Source organism: Pseudomonadota bacterium (assembly GCA_026388315.1).
In the GTDB taxonomy this organism is placed as follows: Bacteria; Desulfobacterota; Syntrophorhabdia; order Syntrophorhabdales; family Syntrophorhabdaceae; genus MWEV01.
On record JAPLKA010000117.1, the window covers coordinates 24,427 to 43,501 of the forward strand.

The 19,075-nt window shown below is 49.0% G+C and carries 16 protein-coding genes; 4 read left to right on the forward strand and 12 right to left on the reverse strand.

Going from position 1 to position 19,075, the window contains the following annotated elements:
- Positions 1-20: 20 nt before the first annotated feature.
- From NTX75_17035 to NTX75_17090, 12 genes are all read right to left on the reverse strand, one after another.
- Positions 21-485, reverse strand: coding sequence for a hydrogenase iron-sulfur subunit (locus NTX75_17035; GenBank protein MCX5817920.1), 465 nt, complete (start codon positions 483-485; stop codon positions 21-23).
- 20 nt (positions 486-505) lie between these two features.
- A complete protein-coding gene (locus tag NTX75_17040) occupies positions 506-5,011 on the reverse strand; it encodes an FAD-dependent oxidoreductase (GenBank protein ID MCX5817921.1) in 4,506 nt (1,501 codons plus the stop codon).
- 44 nt (positions 5,012-5,055) lie between these two features.
- Positions 5,056-5,427, reverse strand: a complete 372-nt coding sequence (locus tag NTX75_17045) for a helix-turn-helix domain-containing protein (GenBank protein ID MCX5817922.1) — start codon at positions 5,425-5,427, stop codon at positions 5,056-5,058.
- A complete protein-coding gene (locus tag NTX75_17050; GenBank protein ID MCX5817923.1) occupies positions 5,424-6,287 on the reverse strand; it encodes a CoB--CoM heterodisulfide reductase iron-sulfur subunit B family protein in 864 nt (287 codons plus the stop codon). The genes NTX75_17045 and NTX75_17050 overlap by 4 nt, the downstream gene beginning before the upstream one ends.
- Positions 6,288-6,404: 117 nt before the next feature.
- On the reverse strand, positions 6,405-6,950 hold the full coding sequence (locus NTX75_17055; protein MCX5817924.1) for a 4Fe-4S dicluster domain-containing protein: 546 nt from the start codon (positions 6,948-6,950) through the stop codon (positions 6,405-6,407).
- 28 nt (positions 6,951-6,978) lie between these two features.
- Complete coding sequence (locus tag NTX75_17060; protein MCX5817925.1) at positions 6,979-9,666, reverse strand: glutamate synthase; 2,688 nt, start codon at positions 9,664-9,666, stop codon at positions 6,979-6,981.
- 1 nt (position 9,667) lies between these two features.
- Complete coding sequence (locus NTX75_17065) at positions 9,668-11,194, reverse strand: glutamate synthase-related protein (GenBank protein ID MCX5817926.1); 1,527 nt, start codon at positions 11,192-11,194, stop codon at positions 9,668-9,670.
- 4 nt (positions 11,195-11,198) lie between these two features.
- Positions 11,199-12,584, reverse strand: a complete 1,386-nt coding sequence (locus tag NTX75_17070) for a glutamate synthase-related protein (protein MCX5817927.1) — start codon at positions 12,582-12,584, stop codon at positions 11,199-11,201.
- A gap of 13 nt (positions 12,585-12,597) precedes the next feature.
- Entirely contained in the window at positions 12,598-13,521 is a 924-nt protein-coding gene (locus NTX75_17075; GenBank protein MCX5817928.1) for a methylenetetrahydrofolate reductase, read from the reverse strand.
- Positions 13,518-14,186: a methylenetetrahydrofolate reductase C-terminal domain-containing protein gene (locus NTX75_17080; GenBank protein MCX5817929.1), complete on the reverse strand. Its 669-nt coding sequence runs from the start codon at positions 14,184-14,186 to the stop codon at positions 13,518-13,520. Before NTX75_17080 ends, NTX75_17075 begins: the two co-directional genes overlap by 4 nt.
- A gap of 95 nt (positions 14,187-14,281) precedes the next feature.
- On the reverse strand, positions 14,282-14,734 hold the full coding sequence (locus NTX75_17085) for a hydrogenase iron-sulfur subunit (GenBank protein ID MCX5817930.1): 453 nt from the start codon (positions 14,732-14,734) through the stop codon (positions 14,282-14,284).
- Positions 14,735-14,915: 181 nt separating this feature from the next.
- Entirely contained in the window at positions 14,916-15,725 is an 810-nt protein-coding gene (locus NTX75_17090) for a type 1 glutamine amidotransferase (protein MCX5817931.1), read from the reverse strand.
- A 394-nt stretch (positions 15,726-16,119) separates the two neighbouring features.
- Between NTX75_17090 and NTX75_17095 the strand changes: the two genes are divergently transcribed.
- From NTX75_17095 to NTX75_17110, 4 genes are all read left to right on the forward strand, one after another.
- On the forward strand, positions 16,120-16,692 hold the full coding sequence (locus NTX75_17095; GenBank protein ID MCX5817932.1) for an XRE family transcriptional regulator: 573 nt from the start codon (positions 16,120-16,122) through the stop codon (positions 16,690-16,692).
- A gap of 20 nt (positions 16,693-16,712) precedes the next feature.
- A complete protein-coding gene (locus NTX75_17100; protein MCX5817933.1) occupies positions 16,713-18,014 on the forward strand; it encodes an ABC transporter substrate-binding protein in 1,302 nt (433 codons plus the stop codon).
- A gap of 62 nt (positions 18,015-18,076) precedes the next feature.
- Positions 18,077-18,799 (forward strand): ABC transporter ATP-binding protein, encoded by a 723-nt coding sequence (locus tag NTX75_17105; GenBank protein ID MCX5817934.1) that lies wholly within the window; start codon positions 18,077-18,079, stop codon positions 18,797-18,799.
- A 24-nt stretch (positions 18,800-18,823) separates the two neighbouring features.
- Positions 18,824-19,075: ATP-binding cassette domain-containing protein (locus NTX75_17110; GenBank protein ID MCX5817935.1), on the forward strand; the 252-nt coding region annotated here is incomplete at its 3' end.

A 19,075-nucleotide genomic window follows, 5' to 3' on the forward strand; every position in this document is an offset into this window, starting at 1 on the left:
AATGTACTCCTTAGTAAATGTTAAGGGTTCGAGTGTTGTTCGCTTGGCCCCTCGACCCCTTGGCCCCTCGACCCCTGTAATTTTGCCGGATTCGGCCCCAAGGCCCTTATCTTCTCCGTCATCTCACGCGCCGCTTCTGCAAAACGCCGACCCTCTGCCGCCGACAGGTTGTACATTACCACCCTGTTGCCGCCGATACCGGTTTCATCAAGCAGTTGTTTTACGTATTCTACACGTTTTCTTGCCCTCAGGTTTCCGGTCAGAAAATGGCAGTCACCCTCAAGACAGCCTACAAGACAGACTCCATCGGCGCCATTTTCAAAGGCCTTCAGGATGAGAACAATGTCCACCCTGCCCGTACAGGGCACCTTCACTATCTTAATGCTTGCCGGATACGAGAGTCTCATCGAACCTGCCAGGTCCGCTGCGGTATACCCTCAGTATTCGCAGCAAAAAGCTATAATATCCGGTTCAAAATGTTCCATCAAACGCTCTACGCTCCACGCTATATTCCCACACACAGTGCCTTCACCTTCTCTGTCAACTGGACATCCGTATAGTGCATAAGATCGATTGCCTTTGCAGGACACTCTGCAGCACAGGAGCCGCACCCCTTGCATTTGCTTATATCAATCTCTGCCTCGCCTTTTGTATTAATAACAGGTACAGAGTAGGGGCATACCCTTACACAGGTGAGGCATGCAGCACACTTTTCACCTTCCACGTGTGCAACAACCCCGCCGACGGCCATCTTCTCTTTTGAGAGGATCGTGATTGCCCGTGCCACCGCTCCCTCTGCCTGGGTGATACTTTCCTGTATATTCTTGGGGGAATGGGCAAGACCGCACAGGAACATGCCATCCGAGGCAAAATCTACAGGCCTCAGTTTCATATGGGCTTCAAGGAAGAAGCCTTCATTCGTTCTCGGGACCTTGAGGAGCGTTGCCAGCCCCTGATTATCTCCAGGGACAATGGCGCTGCTCAGTGCAACAAGGTCGGTTTCGAAGATAATCTGTTCCATAATCGATGGGTCATGGCAGGTCATATATAACAAACCGTCCTTGAGTTCAAGGGTCGGAGGGTTTTCTATGTCATATCTGATAAACCTTACACCAAGTCGCCTTGCGTGGAGGTAATACTTTTCGAGAAACCCGTAAGTCCTGATGTCTCTGTATAGGATCACCACATCACCGTCGGGGTTTCTCTCCTTCAGTGTTATTGCATTTTTTATGGCAGTCGAGCAGCAGACCCTGCTGCAATAAGGCCTTTCTTCGTCCCTTGAACCCACGCACTGGATCATTGTGCAGCGTTTGAACAGGGGAAGTCGTTCTTCTATGATCTGTTTTTCAAGCTCTGCCTGTGTTAAAATTCTCCTGTCTTCGCCGTATAAGTACTTACCCATTGGCTTGAATTCTTGTCCACCTGTAGCAACGACAATAATACCATGCTCTATCGTTACCGGGGCTTGCGCCTGTCCCCGTAAGGGGGTCGCCCCCTCCACAAGCAAAGCTCGTGGAGCCTCCCCCTCAAGCTCGCAGTGCTCGCTGGTTAGATGTTCTATAGGAACTTGCCTGTGGGAACCTACTACTGTTTTAAAATTCCCCTTGAAACCCGAATGCTCCACGACAGTGGCGTTCATTTTCACATGAATGAGCGGATGACTTGTCACCTTTTCAACGGTTTCTCTCAGAAATTCCTGTATGTCTGTGCCGTCGAGGGTATGGTAAATATGCTGCAGATTACCTCCAAGCTTATTCTCTTTTTCTATAAGGAAAACCTCAAAGTTCTGGTTGGCAAGTTTTAATGCAGCAGTCATACCGGCAACGCCGCCGCCCACAACAAGCGCCCTTTTATTCACGTCAATTGTTACCTCTTTGAGGGGCTTTATAAAATTGGTGTTCATAACGGCCATTCTCACGAGGGTCTTTGCCTTCTCTGTGGCATCCTCTTTTTCGTGCATATGCACCCATGAACATTGATCCCGTATGTTGGCCATGTCAAAGAGGTATTTGTTAAGCCCTGCCTCGCGGATCGTTGCCCTGAAGAGCGGCTCGTGTGTCCGCGGCGAACAGGAGGCAACAACAACCCTGTTTAGCCTGTATTCGTCGATCATCTTTTTCATCTTGTCCTGCGTGTCCTGAGAACAGGTGAAAAGGTTCTCGTCGGACAGCACCACATTGGGAAGGGTACTTGCGTAACGCTGTACCTCCGGGACATTTACCACGCCCCCGATATTGATACCGCAGTTACAGACAAAAACACCAATCCTTGGTTCTTCAGCATCCACGTCCTTCTCGTCAGGCAGTTCTTTAATAATAAGGTCTTTGCCACGCATATCAGCTATGACGGATCCCGCCTCACATGCGGCGGCGCTTGCCTGCATGACCGTCTCAGGAATATCTTTCGGGGATTCACAGGCGCCACATACAAAAATTCCCTCCCTGGAGGCGAGAAGTACATTTTTAGGGTTGGTCTTGATGAATCCGTACCCGTTAAGCTCAACACCTATTGTTGCTGCAAGGCGCGCAAGGTTCTTTGAGGGCCTCAATCCCACAGAGAGGACAATCAGGTCGAATATTTCCGATTTGAGCTCTCCATCCTCGTCAATATAGGCAATCTCAACATCCTTTGTCTGGCGGTCTTCAAGCACCCTCGATACGAGGGATTTAACATACCTTACCCCGTATTCCTTTCTTGCCCGCTCATAGTACTGGTCGAAGCCCTTCCCGTATGCCCTGATGTCCATGTAAAAGATGGTCGGTTCAATATCGTTCTGATGCTCTCTGGCAATAATGGCCTCTTTCGTTGCATACATACAGCATACAGAAGAACAGTATTCGTTCACCTTGTCCCTGCTGCCCACGCACTGGATAAAGGCGATCTTTTTGGGTATTTTCCCGTCGGAAGGCCTCATTACCACGCTTCCGGTAGGTCCCGTGGCAGAGAGGATTCTTTCAAATTCGACACTGGTAACGACATTTTGATATATACCGTAGCCGAGTTCTTTTTTTGCATGGGCATCATATTCATCGAAGCCGCTTGCAATGATGATGCTTCCCACCTGAACTATTTCTTCAGATGGTCCTTCGAGGTAATCGATTGCTTCAGGCTTGCAGAACTCTTCACAGATCCTGCATCCCAGGCACTTCCTGCAATTGAGGCACCTTTCTGCCTCTTCCATGGCATCCTTCTCGCTCAAAGCAAGGTACACTTCGTCGAAGCCTTTTCGCTTATCTGCCGGTATTTCCGGTATGACAGCCCGCGCCTTCTTTTCTATAAAGGCCGGGACATCTTCCACAAGCTTGTCTTCCTGCGCAAGTCTGCCTTCCTTTAAACCTTTGCCTTCAAGGAACCGCTTGATGGATTCTGCCGCAGTCTGTCCCTGATGGACCGCATCTATTGCCGCTTTCGGTCCTGTAACTGCGTCCCCGCCCGCAAAAACACCTTTTACTGTGGTTTCCAGTGTCACCGGGTCAGTCTTGATCCTGCCGTCCCGGAGAAGCTCTATATTGGCCGGGCCTTTTAAAAACCCCGTATCCATGGCTTGCCCGATGGCGAGAATCACTGTATCGGCATGAAAGCTTTGTGTTGTAAACTCATCATAACAGGGGCTGAACCTTCCCCCTTCGTCAAACACGTCACTGCACCGTTTACATTCTACCCCTGATACGATGCCGTTCGACGTGATAATCCGCTTTGGCCCCCATGTGGTGTGGATTTTAATGCCTTCTTCAACAGCCTGGTCAATCTCCCACGTGTGCGCCGGCATCTCGTCCCATTTCTCAAGGCAAGCCATGTGAACTTCATTCGCTCCAATTCTTTTGGCAGTTAATGCCACATCTATAGCCACATTACCGCCGCCGATGACCAAAACTATTTTTCCGGTCTGTACAGGCTCACCCTTATTCACAGCCCTTAAAAAGTCTATGCCACCAATGACACCTTCTGCGTTTTCATTTTCAATGCCGAGGACTCTGCTGCCGTGGGCGCCAAGCCCGATAAATGTGGCATCAAAGGTATCAAAGATCTCGTCTGCGGGGATATCTTTCCCGACCCTCGTATTGTATGTAACCTCGATGCCCATCTTTTCCACAATGGAAACTTCCCTGGCAAGCTCTTCTTTGGGGAGCCTGTAGGCGGGGATACCAAGATAGAGCATACCACCCAATTTGTCGTGGGCTTCAAAGATCGTAACCGCATACCCGGCCTTCCTGAGGTCAATTGCACAGGCCAGACCTGCCGGCCCTCCGCCAATGATCGCCACCCTTTTATCCTTATCGGGGCCTGTTTCCGGAACAGGTATCTCCCTTTTATCCTTTTCGTAATCGGCCACAAACCGTTTCAAGGCGCAAATTGCAATAGGCTGGTCTGCCTTCCGGCCCCGCAGGCATACCTCCTCGCAGGGGTGGGCGCAAATACGCCCGATAATACCGGGGAACGGCAGCCTTTCTCTTATGAGGTCAAGGGCTTCGAGGAACTTGCCCTCGGCAATGAGGCCCACATAATCACGTGCATTGAGGTTTACAGGACAATGATTCACGCAGGGTGCGATCTCCCTGTCTATCATATATGTGGAAGGGATTGCCTGCGGGAAATTGATAAATGCCGCACTCCTTATTGACAACCCTTCGTTATAGTTGCTATCTACTTCCAACGGACAGCTTTGTGCGCAGAGTGCACAGGATGTACATTTTTCAGGCAATACCCGCCGCGGCCTTCTCTTTAATGTTACCGTGAAGTTACCGGCCGCACCCTCAAGACCCACCACCTCGGTATTCATGAGAAGCTCTATGTTGGGATTCCTTCCAACCTCCACAAGTTTCGGGGCCATGATACACATGGAACAGTCATTGGTTGGGAAGGTCTTGTCGAGCTGAGACATATTCCCGCCAATATTCGGTTTTTCATCGGCAAGGTAAACCCGGAAACCTGACTCAACAAGATTAAGGGATGCCTCCATCCCGCCAATGCCGCCACCGATAACAAGGACCTTGCCTATCTTATCCGCCATATCTTAAACCTGCCGTTGAATACGTGCGAGTTCTGTAAAATGTATCAAGATATTTTCCTCCGAAACTTCGGGTCTCTTCCATCGTGTCCGGCTATCTCCACCAGGTTTTTTCTCATCATTTCCTTTATATGGGTAAACACCCTGTCTTTTTCAATGCCCAGTTTTTCAGAAAGACCTGATACTGTACCCGCACTCTGTGATAACACCTCAAGTATACGCGCCCTCTCAAATGTAGTATCGAGCAGGGGGTTAAAAACGAGCGAGAACTGCCTGTCAGTAAAACGTTCACCATATACGTTTCCTTCTTTCAGGGCATCCTTCTTTCCTATGAGCCGCTCAAGTCGCGCCGCTCCGTCAGGATCATATGCCCTGATAAATGTTATTTTCTCTGTAATTTCTTTCAGTTCATCCATCATGTATTCGCTCTTTTCACCTTCTTCACCACTCCATCCACCGGTATGATGTGCGACCCGCTGCCGGAAAGCTTTCCAAAGAGGGCAAGTTCAAAAACCTCGGACAAAAACAGGACGGGCAGATTATCCTCAGCCGTCCCGAGATAGGGCAAGAGGTCAAGGTTCATCTGGCAAAGCGGACAAGAGGTTACAATCATGTCTGCCCCGACTGCACGGGCCATATCCATAATCTTACTCGATAATCTTAACGTAGTGTCTTTGTTTGTGAGGGTTTTGCTTGCACCACAGCATTCCATTTTAAAAGGCCATTTTACAAGTTCTGTCCCCACTGCCCAGAGGAGGGTATCCATGCTCACGGGGTCTTCAACATCATCGAAGGCCTTCACACCTGGGATCCTTGTCAGGACGCACCCGTAATAGGGGACAACCTTTATGGCAGAAAGGTTGTGTTGTATCCCCCTGGCGATTCGCTCAATCCCGACATAATCGTGAAATACTTCAATGATATTTTTTATCTCTATCGTACCGAGACACTGAAGGGGGGATATCAGTTTGTTGACTTCTTCTCTCAGTTCTTTATCTTTGAGCATCTTCTCATTGGTAATCCTGGACCTATTGTAGCAGGCTGAACAAGGCGCAAAGAAATGGTTGCCGTCGGCTTCCGCCATGGCTATATTCCTCGCAGCAAGGGCGTGCGCAAGCATTTCATCCACTGTGTGCGCAGCAGAGGCCCCGCAACAGGACCAATCGCCCAATTCCTTCAACCCGATCCCGTAAAAAGAGAATACCTCTTTGATCGATGCTTCGTAGAATTTACTCGATGTTTTTAATGAACATCCGGGGTAGTAGGTCAGCGTTGCCATAGTCAAGGTTTTGAGTTTTGAGTTTTGAGTTTTGAGTTAAACACCCCAACAGAAAACTTACCGATGTTCTGCGTTTTAAAATCCGCAATCCGCAATCCGCAATCCGCAATCCGCATTTTACCTTTTACCTTTCACCTTCCCACCTTCTATCTTCTCGAATATCTCCCTCAACTGCTTCCTGTCCTTCACGTTATGCGGGAGGATGCCCATCCTCCCTTTTAAAAACATGCCTATACCCATCTTTGTATCACTGAAAAGGTCTCTCTTTGCCAGCTTGTAGCGCATGATCGCCTCCAGTTCATGGAGTTTTCCGTGCTTTCTCACGCTGTCCAGAAAGAAACTGTCAAAGAGCCACGTGTCTTTGTCTGCTTCACGATGCTCTTTTACCGATATTTTCCGCAACGCGTCAAAGACATGGGCAACATCTATATCATTGGGGCATCTGACACTGCATGTTACGCATTGCAGGCATGTCCAGATGGTTTTCGATGCGAGAACCTTCTCCCTGTTGCCAAGTATGATGTGTCGTATGATCCTGTGTGGGAGTACATCCATTTCGGCTGCCACAGGGCAGCCATTTGTGCACTTATAGCACTGGTAGCATGTTGATATGCTCTCTCCCGATGCCTCCTCTGTTTCATGCAAAAATTCCAGGTTGTCCATGTAACCTTAAAAAAACCTCATGAATGTATTATAATGCAGTGCGTGGTAGAATGGAAGACAAGACATAATCCCCTGTCGTCCACTCCTCGTTCATCGTAAGCGTTGCTGCACTGCTGGAAAGTACGGAAAGCTTTACAGCGCCGATGGTACGGTATACCTCTTCCGGCTGACGCCTTTTCCCATCCACCGTGAGCAGGTGCTCATCAATAGATATGCCAAAAAGTCTCTCATTTTCTTTAAGATAGGGGAGGATAAGCTCCCAGTCACGCCCGTTGAAAGGAAGAATCTGCCCGCCGTTTAATTGCTCTGGAACAATCCTGCCATAGGGGTCACGGACAAAGATGGCTCCACCGGATGCTAATGAAAAGATGTTTGATCCGGAGTAGGGTGTCTCCTGTGGAATCACATTTCCGTCAATGTCGAAGGTTAATGCATTCAGGATGACAAAGCCGCCGCCGCTGTAAGGGTCTCCTGCCATGAAGGATTCTGCAAGGAAATCAAGCGCTGTGCCGTTGATGATAACCCTCGGTTTTCCCACTGCATTGATGAGCGGACGGCCTGCGGCATTTCCCATAACATAGACCTCGCCGCCTTTTGCACCATACATGAAGGTCTGCCCGACATCGCCGTACACAACGAGCTTACCTGATTTTAAAATCTGCCCCAGTTGGTCCTGGGCGTTGCCGTGAACGTACATTTCAAGCCCGTCTATGCCGGATGCAAAGTAGTCACCGCTGGAGTTATAGACATCAATGCGCACACCTTTTGTCTGGGGACCGAAACCGCATCCGAGGAAGCGCTGACCGCGGTGACCGAAACAGATGAATTGCCTCCAGCCGAGCCGGTATGCATCAGATATAATGCGCGCAAAGGAATCATCACCTTCAGGCTGGAATAGGCCTGCATCTGCCACGAGCACCTCTTCGCCTGGCACCGGTGCACGAAGTTTCTCGCGGGATGCAAAATCTATCCGTGCATAACGCCCTGCCGGTGCTCCATTCAGAAGGGGCACCGACCGGAAGGTCGTATCAAGGGAATTGAGAATCATCTGTAAGATCGAGCGGCGTCTTTTGCTACCCGTTGAGTATCGACGGTCAAGCAACAGGGTAAGGAGTTCAATAACAGGGCCTTTAATGCGTTCATTTTCTGCCAGAACAGTAAGGTGGTTGAGCATAGTAAGCATATCCCCATAATCCCACGATACAATATTCTTTTTGAGTGATATAAAGAGTTCAGCGGTTTTGCCTTGAGAAAGTTTTTTCTCAACCTCGCCAACCAGATCAATGTCAATGATTGAAAGAGGCTGTTCCTTTGTAAAATCACAAGGGACTTGCTTTTTCGGCACATCAATAACCCGTCCGAACTTATCGGTGCACGTAAGGTCCATATGCCCTGGTGAGGATTCTTTAATGGTAAATATAAAAGAACCGCCATCCGTATAGCTGCCGCCGCGGGCATTCCAGTACTGGTCGGCCACCGTTCCGAACCGCGGGTCTTCCTTTGCAAGGCTTTCGAGCGTTGCATCAATGGCCTGTTTCTCAGAGCAGATAAGACCGATTTCCACATCTCCTTTCTGCAAAGCAAAGACCTGGGGCCGCAGCATTGCTGTATCTGTGATACCAATAAGCTGAAACTGTTTGTTGCGGACATCGGTGCGGGCAATGATAAAAAACCATGGACCATCAGGCGAACCGTGAATATGCGCAGCCTGAATCTGTCTGTATATACGCTGCTTTTCAACGGAAAGCTTATCAAAGTCCATTTCTGAGGTGGGCGCTAAGGCCTCGATGATATACTCGAGGGGATATCCGTATACCCTGTTCAGGAGGTCAAAGACCTGTACGGAAACCTCTGTATCGGTGAGGAACAAGGGGTAAATATTTCTCTGTTTCAGATATTCGGAGACAGAGTAGTAATTGGCAAAGTCACCATTGTGCACAAGCGCCTCATCCAGCCCGATAAAGGGATGGGCACCACCGGGATGCCATACACGACCTTTCGTGGGGTAGCGCTGGTGGGCAATCCATATATGCGCATCAAAATTGTCGAGTTTGTAGTACCGGGCCACCTGTTCAGCGTATCCTACGATCTTCAGTATCATCATATTCCTGCCGTGGGAGAGGACAAAGGCCCTCTTCTCACCAAGGGAGCTGTAAAGGGCAAGGTTAAGCCGGTAAGTATTCTGATAGATAAATTCCTCTTCTGCCTTATCTGCCGGCAGCATCTCCAGATTGCGTTCTTTCCGAAAATGGGCGAGAACTTCGGGCTTCACGCGCACAAAGTACCGTTTCACCTGAGGAGGCTTTACCTCAAGTCCCGGCATATCCCTGTAATCGTCAATGGTGTCCAGGAACGATTCATGGTCGACACGGAAGTGGGGACGGATAAAGCGTGCTTCCATCTCGGGTAATACCGATTCATCGAGAAGGGCAATCTGAAGGAGAAAATCATTATCCAGTATCTCCTGGCTTACACCGAGTTTGTCCGGGGTTAAACCTACAGCGGCAAGACCGCCGCCCTTTCCGTTACCACGATTGTGCATCTGCACCGAAGGCTCATATATATGCCGCCCGCTCACCGGTATGCTGCAGGCAAACCCCGTGACGCCGCAACCGCCTTCCTCTGCCTCTATGCCACCCTGTTTCACAAGGTTCCCGGCATCCCGGAGATGGTAACGTGCATCAATCATTGCCTGAGCTATGTTTTTATGTCTCATGTCAAAACCTCTCAAGTTCTCCTTCAATCTCTTCCTGTTTTATATAATCAAGGTGGGCGAGAACATCGAAACGCCCCACCAGCTCTGATACGCTCTTCATGCCAAGCTTCTTCAGTATAGCAATAAGCTGATGGCGCCATGCCATATACATATTGATGATGCGCTGGCTACCCCATTCAAGTTCCATAAGGCCCGTAAGTTCTTCGTCCGTTGTGGCAATGCCCCGTGCGCAACCCCGGCCCGATTCACAGTGGTGACAGCGGATGCACTCAAGGGCAACAAGATCGGCAGTACCGAGGCAAACTCCATCGGCGCCCATGGCAATAGCCTTTGCCATGTCATAGGCCGTGCGAATGCCACCGCTTGCTATAATCGTTATCTTGTCCCTGATCCCTTCTGTCAGGAGGAATTTGTGAACCTTGGGAAGTGCGTACTCAATGGGCATGGCGATATTCTTTTTTGCTATATCGGGGGCAGCGCCTGTCCCGCCGTAGCTTCCGTCGAGTTGAACAATATGAGCTCCGGCATAGTAGCTTCCCACGGTTACCATATCCACATCGGTAGGTGTCGATACCTTCACCGACACGAGGGCCTTGGAATTGGTCTCCTTAATCCAGTCCACATGTTTCTTGTGATCTTCAACCGAGTAAACGCTGTGGAACGGAAAAGGGGAAAAGAGCGCACTGCCTTGTACGGCCTCGCGCATCTGTGCAACACGGGGGGTCACTTTATCTCCCAGCAGGTGTCCGCCGAGACCGGGTTTTGCACCCTGGGCATATTTGAACTCCACAATACGGACCCTTTTGATCGTTTCTTCCCGTACACCAAAAAGTCCGGTTGCTACCTGTGTAATGATGTGGTCGTCGTAGTCCATGAGCTCTTCAGGGTAGCCCCCTTCACCAGTGCAGCAGAAGGTGCCCAGCGCTACGGCAGCCCTGACACGGGAAAGCATCGTTATGATACTTACCGAGCCGAAAGACATGCCCCCCAAATAAAAGGGCACGGGAATCGTTATCTTTGGGCGGGAATCGTCCGAACGGTTCAACTCGATTGCTGTCGATACGTCCTCAAATCCCTCCTCGTTCCCCCTGTTTTCCTTTGGGAATATGAAACGGAGTTTATCAAAGCCGCCCTCTGAATCACCCGTTTTGTAATTCAAGTCCTGATGCGGAATCTCGCCGGTCTCTGCCATATGCCAGGTGCTGGCAAGGAGGTCGCCAGTCCACCGTCTGTCACCCAGTATCTCAAAGGCAGGATTGACCGTCACGGTGATGGCCTTTTCAGGACACCTGTTTACGCAATAGAATTCGTTTGTGCTGCACGTAAACCCGGTACAGAAATGGTCACAGGCCGCCTTCGGCCATTTTGCACCTTTTTTATAGACACCATAAGGGCAGAGCTCAATACATAACCCGCAGTTGTTACAGGATCTGTTTATTGCAATGCGGTATCTGCCAAGGGCATTCCTGAAGCGGCTCGGGATTTCCTTTACACTTGGAAAATCAAATTTCTGCGGTTCGAATGACATTAGCTCAACCCCTTTTGCCCATAGTGGCGAAGATTTCTTTTTCGAGGTCTTCAAAAAACATGGCACGACCCATCTCGCCCCGTAAGCGCCGCACCTCGCGCATTCCCATAGCGCCCAAAATTTCAAGAAGCTGGTTATGCCACCCTGCCATAAGGTTCCTTATTCTCGCGGAACCCCAGGCAGGATCAACCTGGTCAATTTCTACGGGACATGCAATACCTTCTTTACAACGGCGGCAAACCCTGCACTCCATTGCTACGAGAAGCGGTATATCTATTGTAAGCGCATCGGCTCCACATATAATCAGTTTCGCCATATGCTCTGCCATGGCAATACCTCCGCTTGCGATGAGTGTGATCTGATCACGTACCCCTTCCTCCACTAAGCGAAGGTGGATTTCCTTCACGCGTTCTTTTATAAAGAGCGGTTGATCGACCTCTTCAAGACCGTATTCATCGGCATAAAGATGAAGGACCTCGGCCCCTTCCTGTCCGGTAAGTTGAAGCGCCCGTTCTGATGCCTTTGAGTTTAATGGCATTCTAATAATAACCACGAGCTGCGGATTTTCCTCTTTCAGCATGGCCTGGACAGCCATAGCGTTCTCACTGTCCGGTATCTCAATCATACGGAGTCTTTTAATCAGTTCAGGGGGAAGATTTTCCGGCTTCCCATCAACATGAACAATGATATGCGGGAGATATTTTTCCAAATCAGGGGTGAGGTCTGACTGCCTGACCACGGTAAAAGTGCCCAATGATTGTGCGCACTCAAGGAGTGAAAGGTTTATCTTTTCGCGTGGAGGAGACCATGGCAATATGTCAAAAATGACCGGCAATGGTATCTCTACAAGGGGCGGAGCAGGAGAAACAATCGATCCGTCAGGCCCGAACTCAAGGAACATGAGCTTACGACCCAGGTCAACGTTTGTGCTGATATATTCGCGTCCGTGGATGCCGTCCCGTGTGGGCCGAACAATCTCGGACATATCTGTCCACATGGCGTCAAATCCTGGACCGGAGAACGGACCACCATAGCCGCCCCCTGAGACCGGTATTCGGCCTGTCTCTGCTTGAAACCAGAGGCTTGAGATAATCTCCGGCGTCCAGTAATGATCCCCTAAAACCTTATAGGTGGGGTTAAGGCCCTTCTGAATCAGCCTGTTAGGACAGTTTTGCACGCACCTGAAACAGTCCTGACACTCACTGTCAAGGGTATCGAGCATCTGTCGGGTATCGAGGTTCCGTTTTTCATAGACTTTATAAACGCACTCTTTCTTTACGCACCGGGCACATCTAAGACATCCTTCCTCCCAGGCTATTACACCGGATTTTGTAATAGCCTGGAATCTGTTAGGTACCGGTGATGTATGGATATTGTATTTTGGAGGCATATCGTCACTCCTCTTACACTTGGGGCCGTGGAAAAAGTTTGGCCGCTTCTATTAATTGTGGAACCGCTTCTTCCCACTCGATCGCCATGATATGGACCCCGTGAACGCCCTGGGCCTCTTTCAATGCCTGGATGGTCTCAATAGCTATCTTAAGCCCCTCCTGACGCTGTTCCCTGGCCGGTATGGATTTCATCCGGTTGATTATCTCATCGGGGACATCCATGCCTGCCACCTGTTTACTCATAAATTCTGCCATACGGGCAGATTTTAACGGCGTGATACCGCCCAATATATACACCTTTTCGTCAAGGCCAAGGTCTCTGACCTTATCCATCCACTCATTGAAGCGTGTGAGATTGTATATGCACTGTGTCTGGATAAACTCTGCACCGGCCGCCACCTTTTTGCCAAGGCGGATTGCCCTGTACGCAAAAGGATCGGCAAAGGGGTTTGCAACAGCTCCGATAAAAAGGCGTGGCGGCTCTGAAAGCTTGTCTCCTCCGAGTATTACACCATTATCCCTCATCTGCCGGACAAGCTGTATTAACTGGACAGAATCTACATCAAATACCCCTTTTGCCTGGGGTTGATTGCCGAAAGACTGGTGGTCGCCGCTCAAACAGAGGACATTGCGGATACCGAGTGCAGAAGCGCCAAGTATATCAGACTGGAGTGCAATACGGTTACGGTCCCGTGTTGTCATCTGGAGCACAGGGTCAAGCCCTTCCTTTTTCAGGAGCACACAGGCGGCAAGACTGCTTAAGCGCACAACACCAGTCTGGTTGTCTGTTACATTTACGCTGTCAACAAAACCCTTCAGAATCTTTCCCTTGGACTTTATGACCTTCGGATCAGCTCCCTTGGGAGGGCCGCACTCTGCGGTAACAGCAAAATGCCCTTTTTCTAAAACCCTTTTGAGACGACTATCGGTTTTCATATGCTCTGGTCCTCCCTGTGGATTTTCCTGGGTCCCTTGCCCTGCTGCTTTGACCAGTCTGCAGGAGGATAGACGTTTTGCAGAAGGTCAAGCCTGCCTGCCTTATCAAGACGTTCAATGATGAGCTGCCATGCGCAGGGGGCATCGGGATCTGTCTCGCATTTGCCGTCTTTCGAACCACCGCAGGGGCCGTTAAATAACCCTTTGGCGCAGCGGGTAATGGGGCAGACCGCAGCAAAATAACCAAGTTTACAGTCGCCACAGGCACGGCAATTCTCTATCCAGAGCCCTGCTTCTTTTGTCTGACCGATAAAGGTGGTATTCAGTGCAGGAAGAATAATTACACCCGCGAATACATCGGCCAAAGCCTGAACACCTGCACCGCATCCAAGTGAGAGGATTGCATCGAACTGGCCGACAAGGCCGGTCAACTGGTCAATAAATTCATAGACGCACTGGCGGTCTAACGTAATCTCATTAACCTCTATCCTTCGCCCTTCCATCTTTGCGTCCATGCGGAGCGCCGAAGCAAGAAGCCCCACTTCCTTTTCACCGCCGGAAGCACACTCGGCCACGCAGCTTCCGCAGCCGGCCACAAGAATCTTCTTGTAAGGTGCAATCATTTCCTTGATTTCAGATAAAGGTTTTCTTTCCGCTGTAATCATACGTTTACTCCTTTAGTATTAGCGTGGAGCATGGAGCGTTTAGCCCCCGCTCTGCGAGCCCCCACTGCGTGAGGACAGGAACAGGCGTAGAGTCCTTATGCCTTCTGAACGCTATCCGCTATACGCTCTACGCTGTTTTTTGCCGGGTTTGGGCCAAAATCAGTTTCGCGTGCAAGGAATTCACGTGCCCTCTCGTTGATGGTCAACTGATCACCCTGTATCGCCTGAATCAACTCAAGCCGCTGAGGTTCAAGCCCTATTTCCTCGATTAATCCCTGAGCAAAGGCAAGGCGTTTCCTGGCACGGAGATTCCCTTCGTGGTAGCGGCATGCACCTTCAGGACAAATGATGAGGTATACCTTGTCTGCACCTGTTTCGAGGGCACGCAGCAGATGAAGCGGTTCAATGCGGCCGCTGCAGGGAAGAGGGAAAAATTTAATCCTTGAGCCAAGCTCTCTTTCGAGGACACGACGGTTTGCGTCCTGGTTCGCATCGAGTTGCTGGCAGAAAAAAATCGTAATGTTCAGTCCCGCACTTTTTTGATCCATAATATTTAATCCTCTGTATATCCTTTGTATATCCTTCTTTCAGGGACAAAAAAAGCGTCCTTTTGGACGCCTCTGTCAGTTCTTTCTTAGACACCTCGTTGTGTCGAGGTATTCCTTTAACATTTTTCTACAAAATCTGTCAATCAAATATTATTTGCGGTTAACAGCCAATAAAACAAGATCAGACATATTTTGCTGACATAAAGGCGTGTTCTTTTATGCTCCACCATAGAAGCTTCTTCTTTTTAGCATTCTTTTCATCCTCAACGAACAATTTCATGACCCTTTTTATCCGGAGTGCCGATTCAACGAGACCCTTGAAATTGAGAAAAATCTGTTTTGCCTGTTGTTCAAAATCATCCCTCATCTTCTCCGTATCCCTCATTATCTTCTCAATATCGACCTTCCCCGCCTCGTCTTTCATCCATGCCTCTATCATATCATTTGTAACTTCTATATGGAATTGAAGGCCGTAAACATTATTTTCAATCCTGAATGCCTGGTTCCTGCATTTCTTTGATTGCGCTAAAAGCATGCCGTTGGCAGGTAATTCAAATGTATCTTCATGCCATTGAAAAACAGGGATATTTTTTGGCAACCCCCGGAACAGTGAATCCTTCTGTCCTTCCTTTGTAAGTGTTACGTGGTACCAGCCTATCTCTTTTTCGGATGCTTTTGTAACGGCTGCGCTGCATGTTTTTGCTATCAGTTGAGCGCCAAGACATATGCCCAGCATGGGAATTTCTTCTATCAGTGCTTTTCTTATGAGCTTTTCCTCTTCTTTCAGAAAAGGATAGTTTTCCTCTTCGTCAACGTTCATCGGTCCGCCAAGGATAACGACAGCCGAAACATCATGGAGGGAATCAGGCAATTTTTCGCCGTTACCTAGTTCTATGGTGCGGAGTTCCCAACCGTCATCTCTGAAAAACTGACCGATGAGTCCTGGGCCTTCTTGCGCTATATGTTTTACAATTAAAATTGTTTTGTCCATATCTACCCTCCTGAAAGGTCTTAGGGACTGATAAATCATACGCTGTTGACTATTTTGAACGGCGTTGTTCGATTTGCTTGAATTACCCTCTGAGGTCGGTGAGGGAATAAGATTTACACACCGATGTGTAAATATGCTTAACGCAAATTTACAAGTAAATTAATGTTATATTTGGTAACCGACAAAAATTTGTTGCATTTTTATAACATTTAAAAGAAATAGAAAAGCAAGAAATGAATTTCCGTCCTAATTTGCCCCTCTATAAGAAATTTACACAATTATGTTAGCAAAACTCATTAAAAAATAAAGTGGTAGTTAAATTGATAAAGTATGTTTTAATTTTTTTCTTGACATTTCATTTTAGCTCCACCATACTTTTTCTCAGGGGTTAGTAATGAGAGACAATATTCGGGAGTTGCAGATTCTTGGGAGTAAGATCAAAACCTTTCGGCTCAGCAGGAAACTTAAACTTTCCGATCTTTCCGAGCATTCATCATGTACAAGCGCCTATATCTCGCAGATTGAGCGGGGTCTGGTAAGTCCATCTATATCGGTCCTAAAAAATATTGCCAACGCCCTCGGGGTTCGCCTCGTAGACCTGTTTCTCACTGATGACCAACAAGAAGATGATGTTATTGTAAGAAACGGTCATGGGTACGAAATACGATACCCGCGAGGGGATTCGTCCATCTATCTTCTTGTCAAGCACCTTGATGGTAAGTTTATGGAACCGCTGATAAAGATACTGAAACCGAAGGAAGGCAGTGACGGCCTATATTCCCACAACGGCAGTCAGGAATTCGGATATGTGCTTTCGGGAGAATTCGATTTAATGATTGAGGAGAATGTTGACACCTTGAGGAAGGGTGACAGTTTTTATTTTAACTCAAGCCGGCCTCACGGGTTCGTCAACAATGGAGAGGAAGTGGCAGAGATACTGTGGGTAATTAGCCCACCAACCTATTAAATAAACTTAAGGAGGGTTTTATGAAGAGGTGTTCAGTGTTGCTTTTTGTTTTTAGTCTGGTATTATTGTCGACTTTTGCCGTATCGTTCGCAGCGGAAGATATTAAGCTTGGGGTTTTACACTCCCTGACAGGGCCATTCGCTCCGGCCGGTGGTCTTTCCGGACAGAGAGGCTCTTTGGTCGCAATCGACATGATAAATGCAAGAGGAGGGGTGGCAGGGAAATATAAGGTAAAGGCTGTAGAGGCCGATGCCCAGAGCAACCCGGAAGTAGCGATCCGTGAAGCGGAGAGGCTTATATCTGTTGAAAAAGTACCTGTTATTGTCGGGGTTTTTTCAAGTTCCATTGCAGTGCCTCTGGCTCCGATTGCCGATAAGAATAAGACCATCTTCTGGATCACCATCGCCATTTCCGATAAAGTCCTTGAAGACAGACACCTGAAATATGTTTTTCGTATCCAGCCAATGGGTTCCCAGTGGGGTAACTCCTCCGTTGATATGCTGTCCGAGATTTACGGAAAATTTGGTTACAGCAATCCGAACCAGGTAAAATTGGCTGTTGCTTATGAGGATGGACCGTATGGAACGATCGTATCGAAGGCAAACCTCGACAGGGCAAAGAAATATCAGATGTCTGTCGGCCTTACCGAGGCTTACACCCATACTGCGAAAGATCTCTCATCTTTGATCCTTAAGGTAAAAAGGGCCAAACCTGATGTGGTGCTCCATACCGGCTACTTCCCCGATGTGGTACTCTTCCTCCGGCAGTCAAGAGAGCTCGGTCTTAAGTGGAAAGGCCTCATAGGCCACGGTGCGGGTTACGCCAATTTTCGTGAAATGGAAAAATCCCTGGGGAGGTCCATGGTAAACTATGTATGCAATGTAGACCCTGCCCCTGCGCAACTCCTTGATTTAAAAAAGCTTAAACCTGGCATAGGTGATTTGATTGGTGAATTCCTGAAGAGATACAAGGAAAAATATAAAGAATCCGACCCGGAAACCCATGCTACGCAAGGTTTCTCGCATACATGGGTTCTCCTCAACAATGTTATGCCTGTGGCACTGGAGAAATATGGAAAGATCACACCGGATACGATACGGCAGGCAGCCCTCGATCTCGATATACCTGAGGGTGGAACACCAAGCGGCTACGGGGTTAAATTTGCACCCCCCGAACACAAGTTTGCCGGGCAGAACCTGAGGTCTTATCCCGTGGTAAGCCAGTGGGTCAATGGCAAGGTGGAGATCGTATGGCCGGCAACCTTGCGGACAGCCGAACCCAAGCTCCCGATACCCGCAGATTCTCCATATGCGGTAAAATAGTGTAGGTGGAACCGGAGGGCGAGGTAAAACCCGCCCTCCGGATTTTAACGAGAGGTCCGTTAATGCTGCAAATTAAAGAGATTGTGAAAAACTTTGGCGGTGTACGGGCGTTAAGTGATGTCTCCTTTGGGGTGGAGAAAGGCGAATTTGTAGGCCTCATCGGACCCAACGGTTCAGGCAAGACCACCCTTTTTAACATCATATCCGGAGCATATAAACCTACGTCCGGGCACGTGATATTCGAAGGCCATGACATGACTGTCCTTACCCCTGATCGCATATGTCACGCGGGGATAACCCGCACCTTCCAAATTCCTCGACCCATCAAGGGCATGAGCATTCTGGACAACGTGCTCCTGGGTCTCGTCTTTGGCAATGCCGAGCGACCCAAGAAACATGCCCATGAAGCCATGAAGGATGAAGCAGAGAAACTGATCAACTTCGTAGGACTAAAGCTCGACAAAGATGCCATGCCGGACAAACTTACCGCCGTCGACCTCAGAAAGCTCGAACTGGCAAAGGCCTTGGCTACAAAGCCGAGACTCCTTCTGGCCGACGAAATCTTAAGCGGACTGAACCATGACGAACTGGGAGAGGCATCAACCGTCCTTAAAAAAATAAGGGAAGAGATGGGCATCACCATCATCTGGGTCGAGCATATACTCTCCGTTCTCATGAGTCTCGTGGATCGGGTGGTGGTCTTTGATTACGGACGCCTGATTGCAGACGGGACACCTCAATCGATAGCAAATGATGCGAGTGTACTGGAGGCATACCTTGGCTAAGACTAAAGAAGGAAGGAAGCTACCGTGTTAAGCGTTCAGAATGTCAGTGTTTTCTATGGTGAGTTTAAGGCGCTCTCCAATGTCTCCCTCGAGGTCAAGTCCAAACAGACCACTATTGTTCTCTGCCCGAACGGATCCGGAAAGACAACCCTTATGAAGGCTATCTCCGGACTTGAGCGGATACGGAGCGGCGAAATCTATCTCGATGGCGAGCGGGTCGACACGAAAGAGGCACATGAGATAGCAGCAACAGGAATAGCCCTGGTGCCCGAGGGG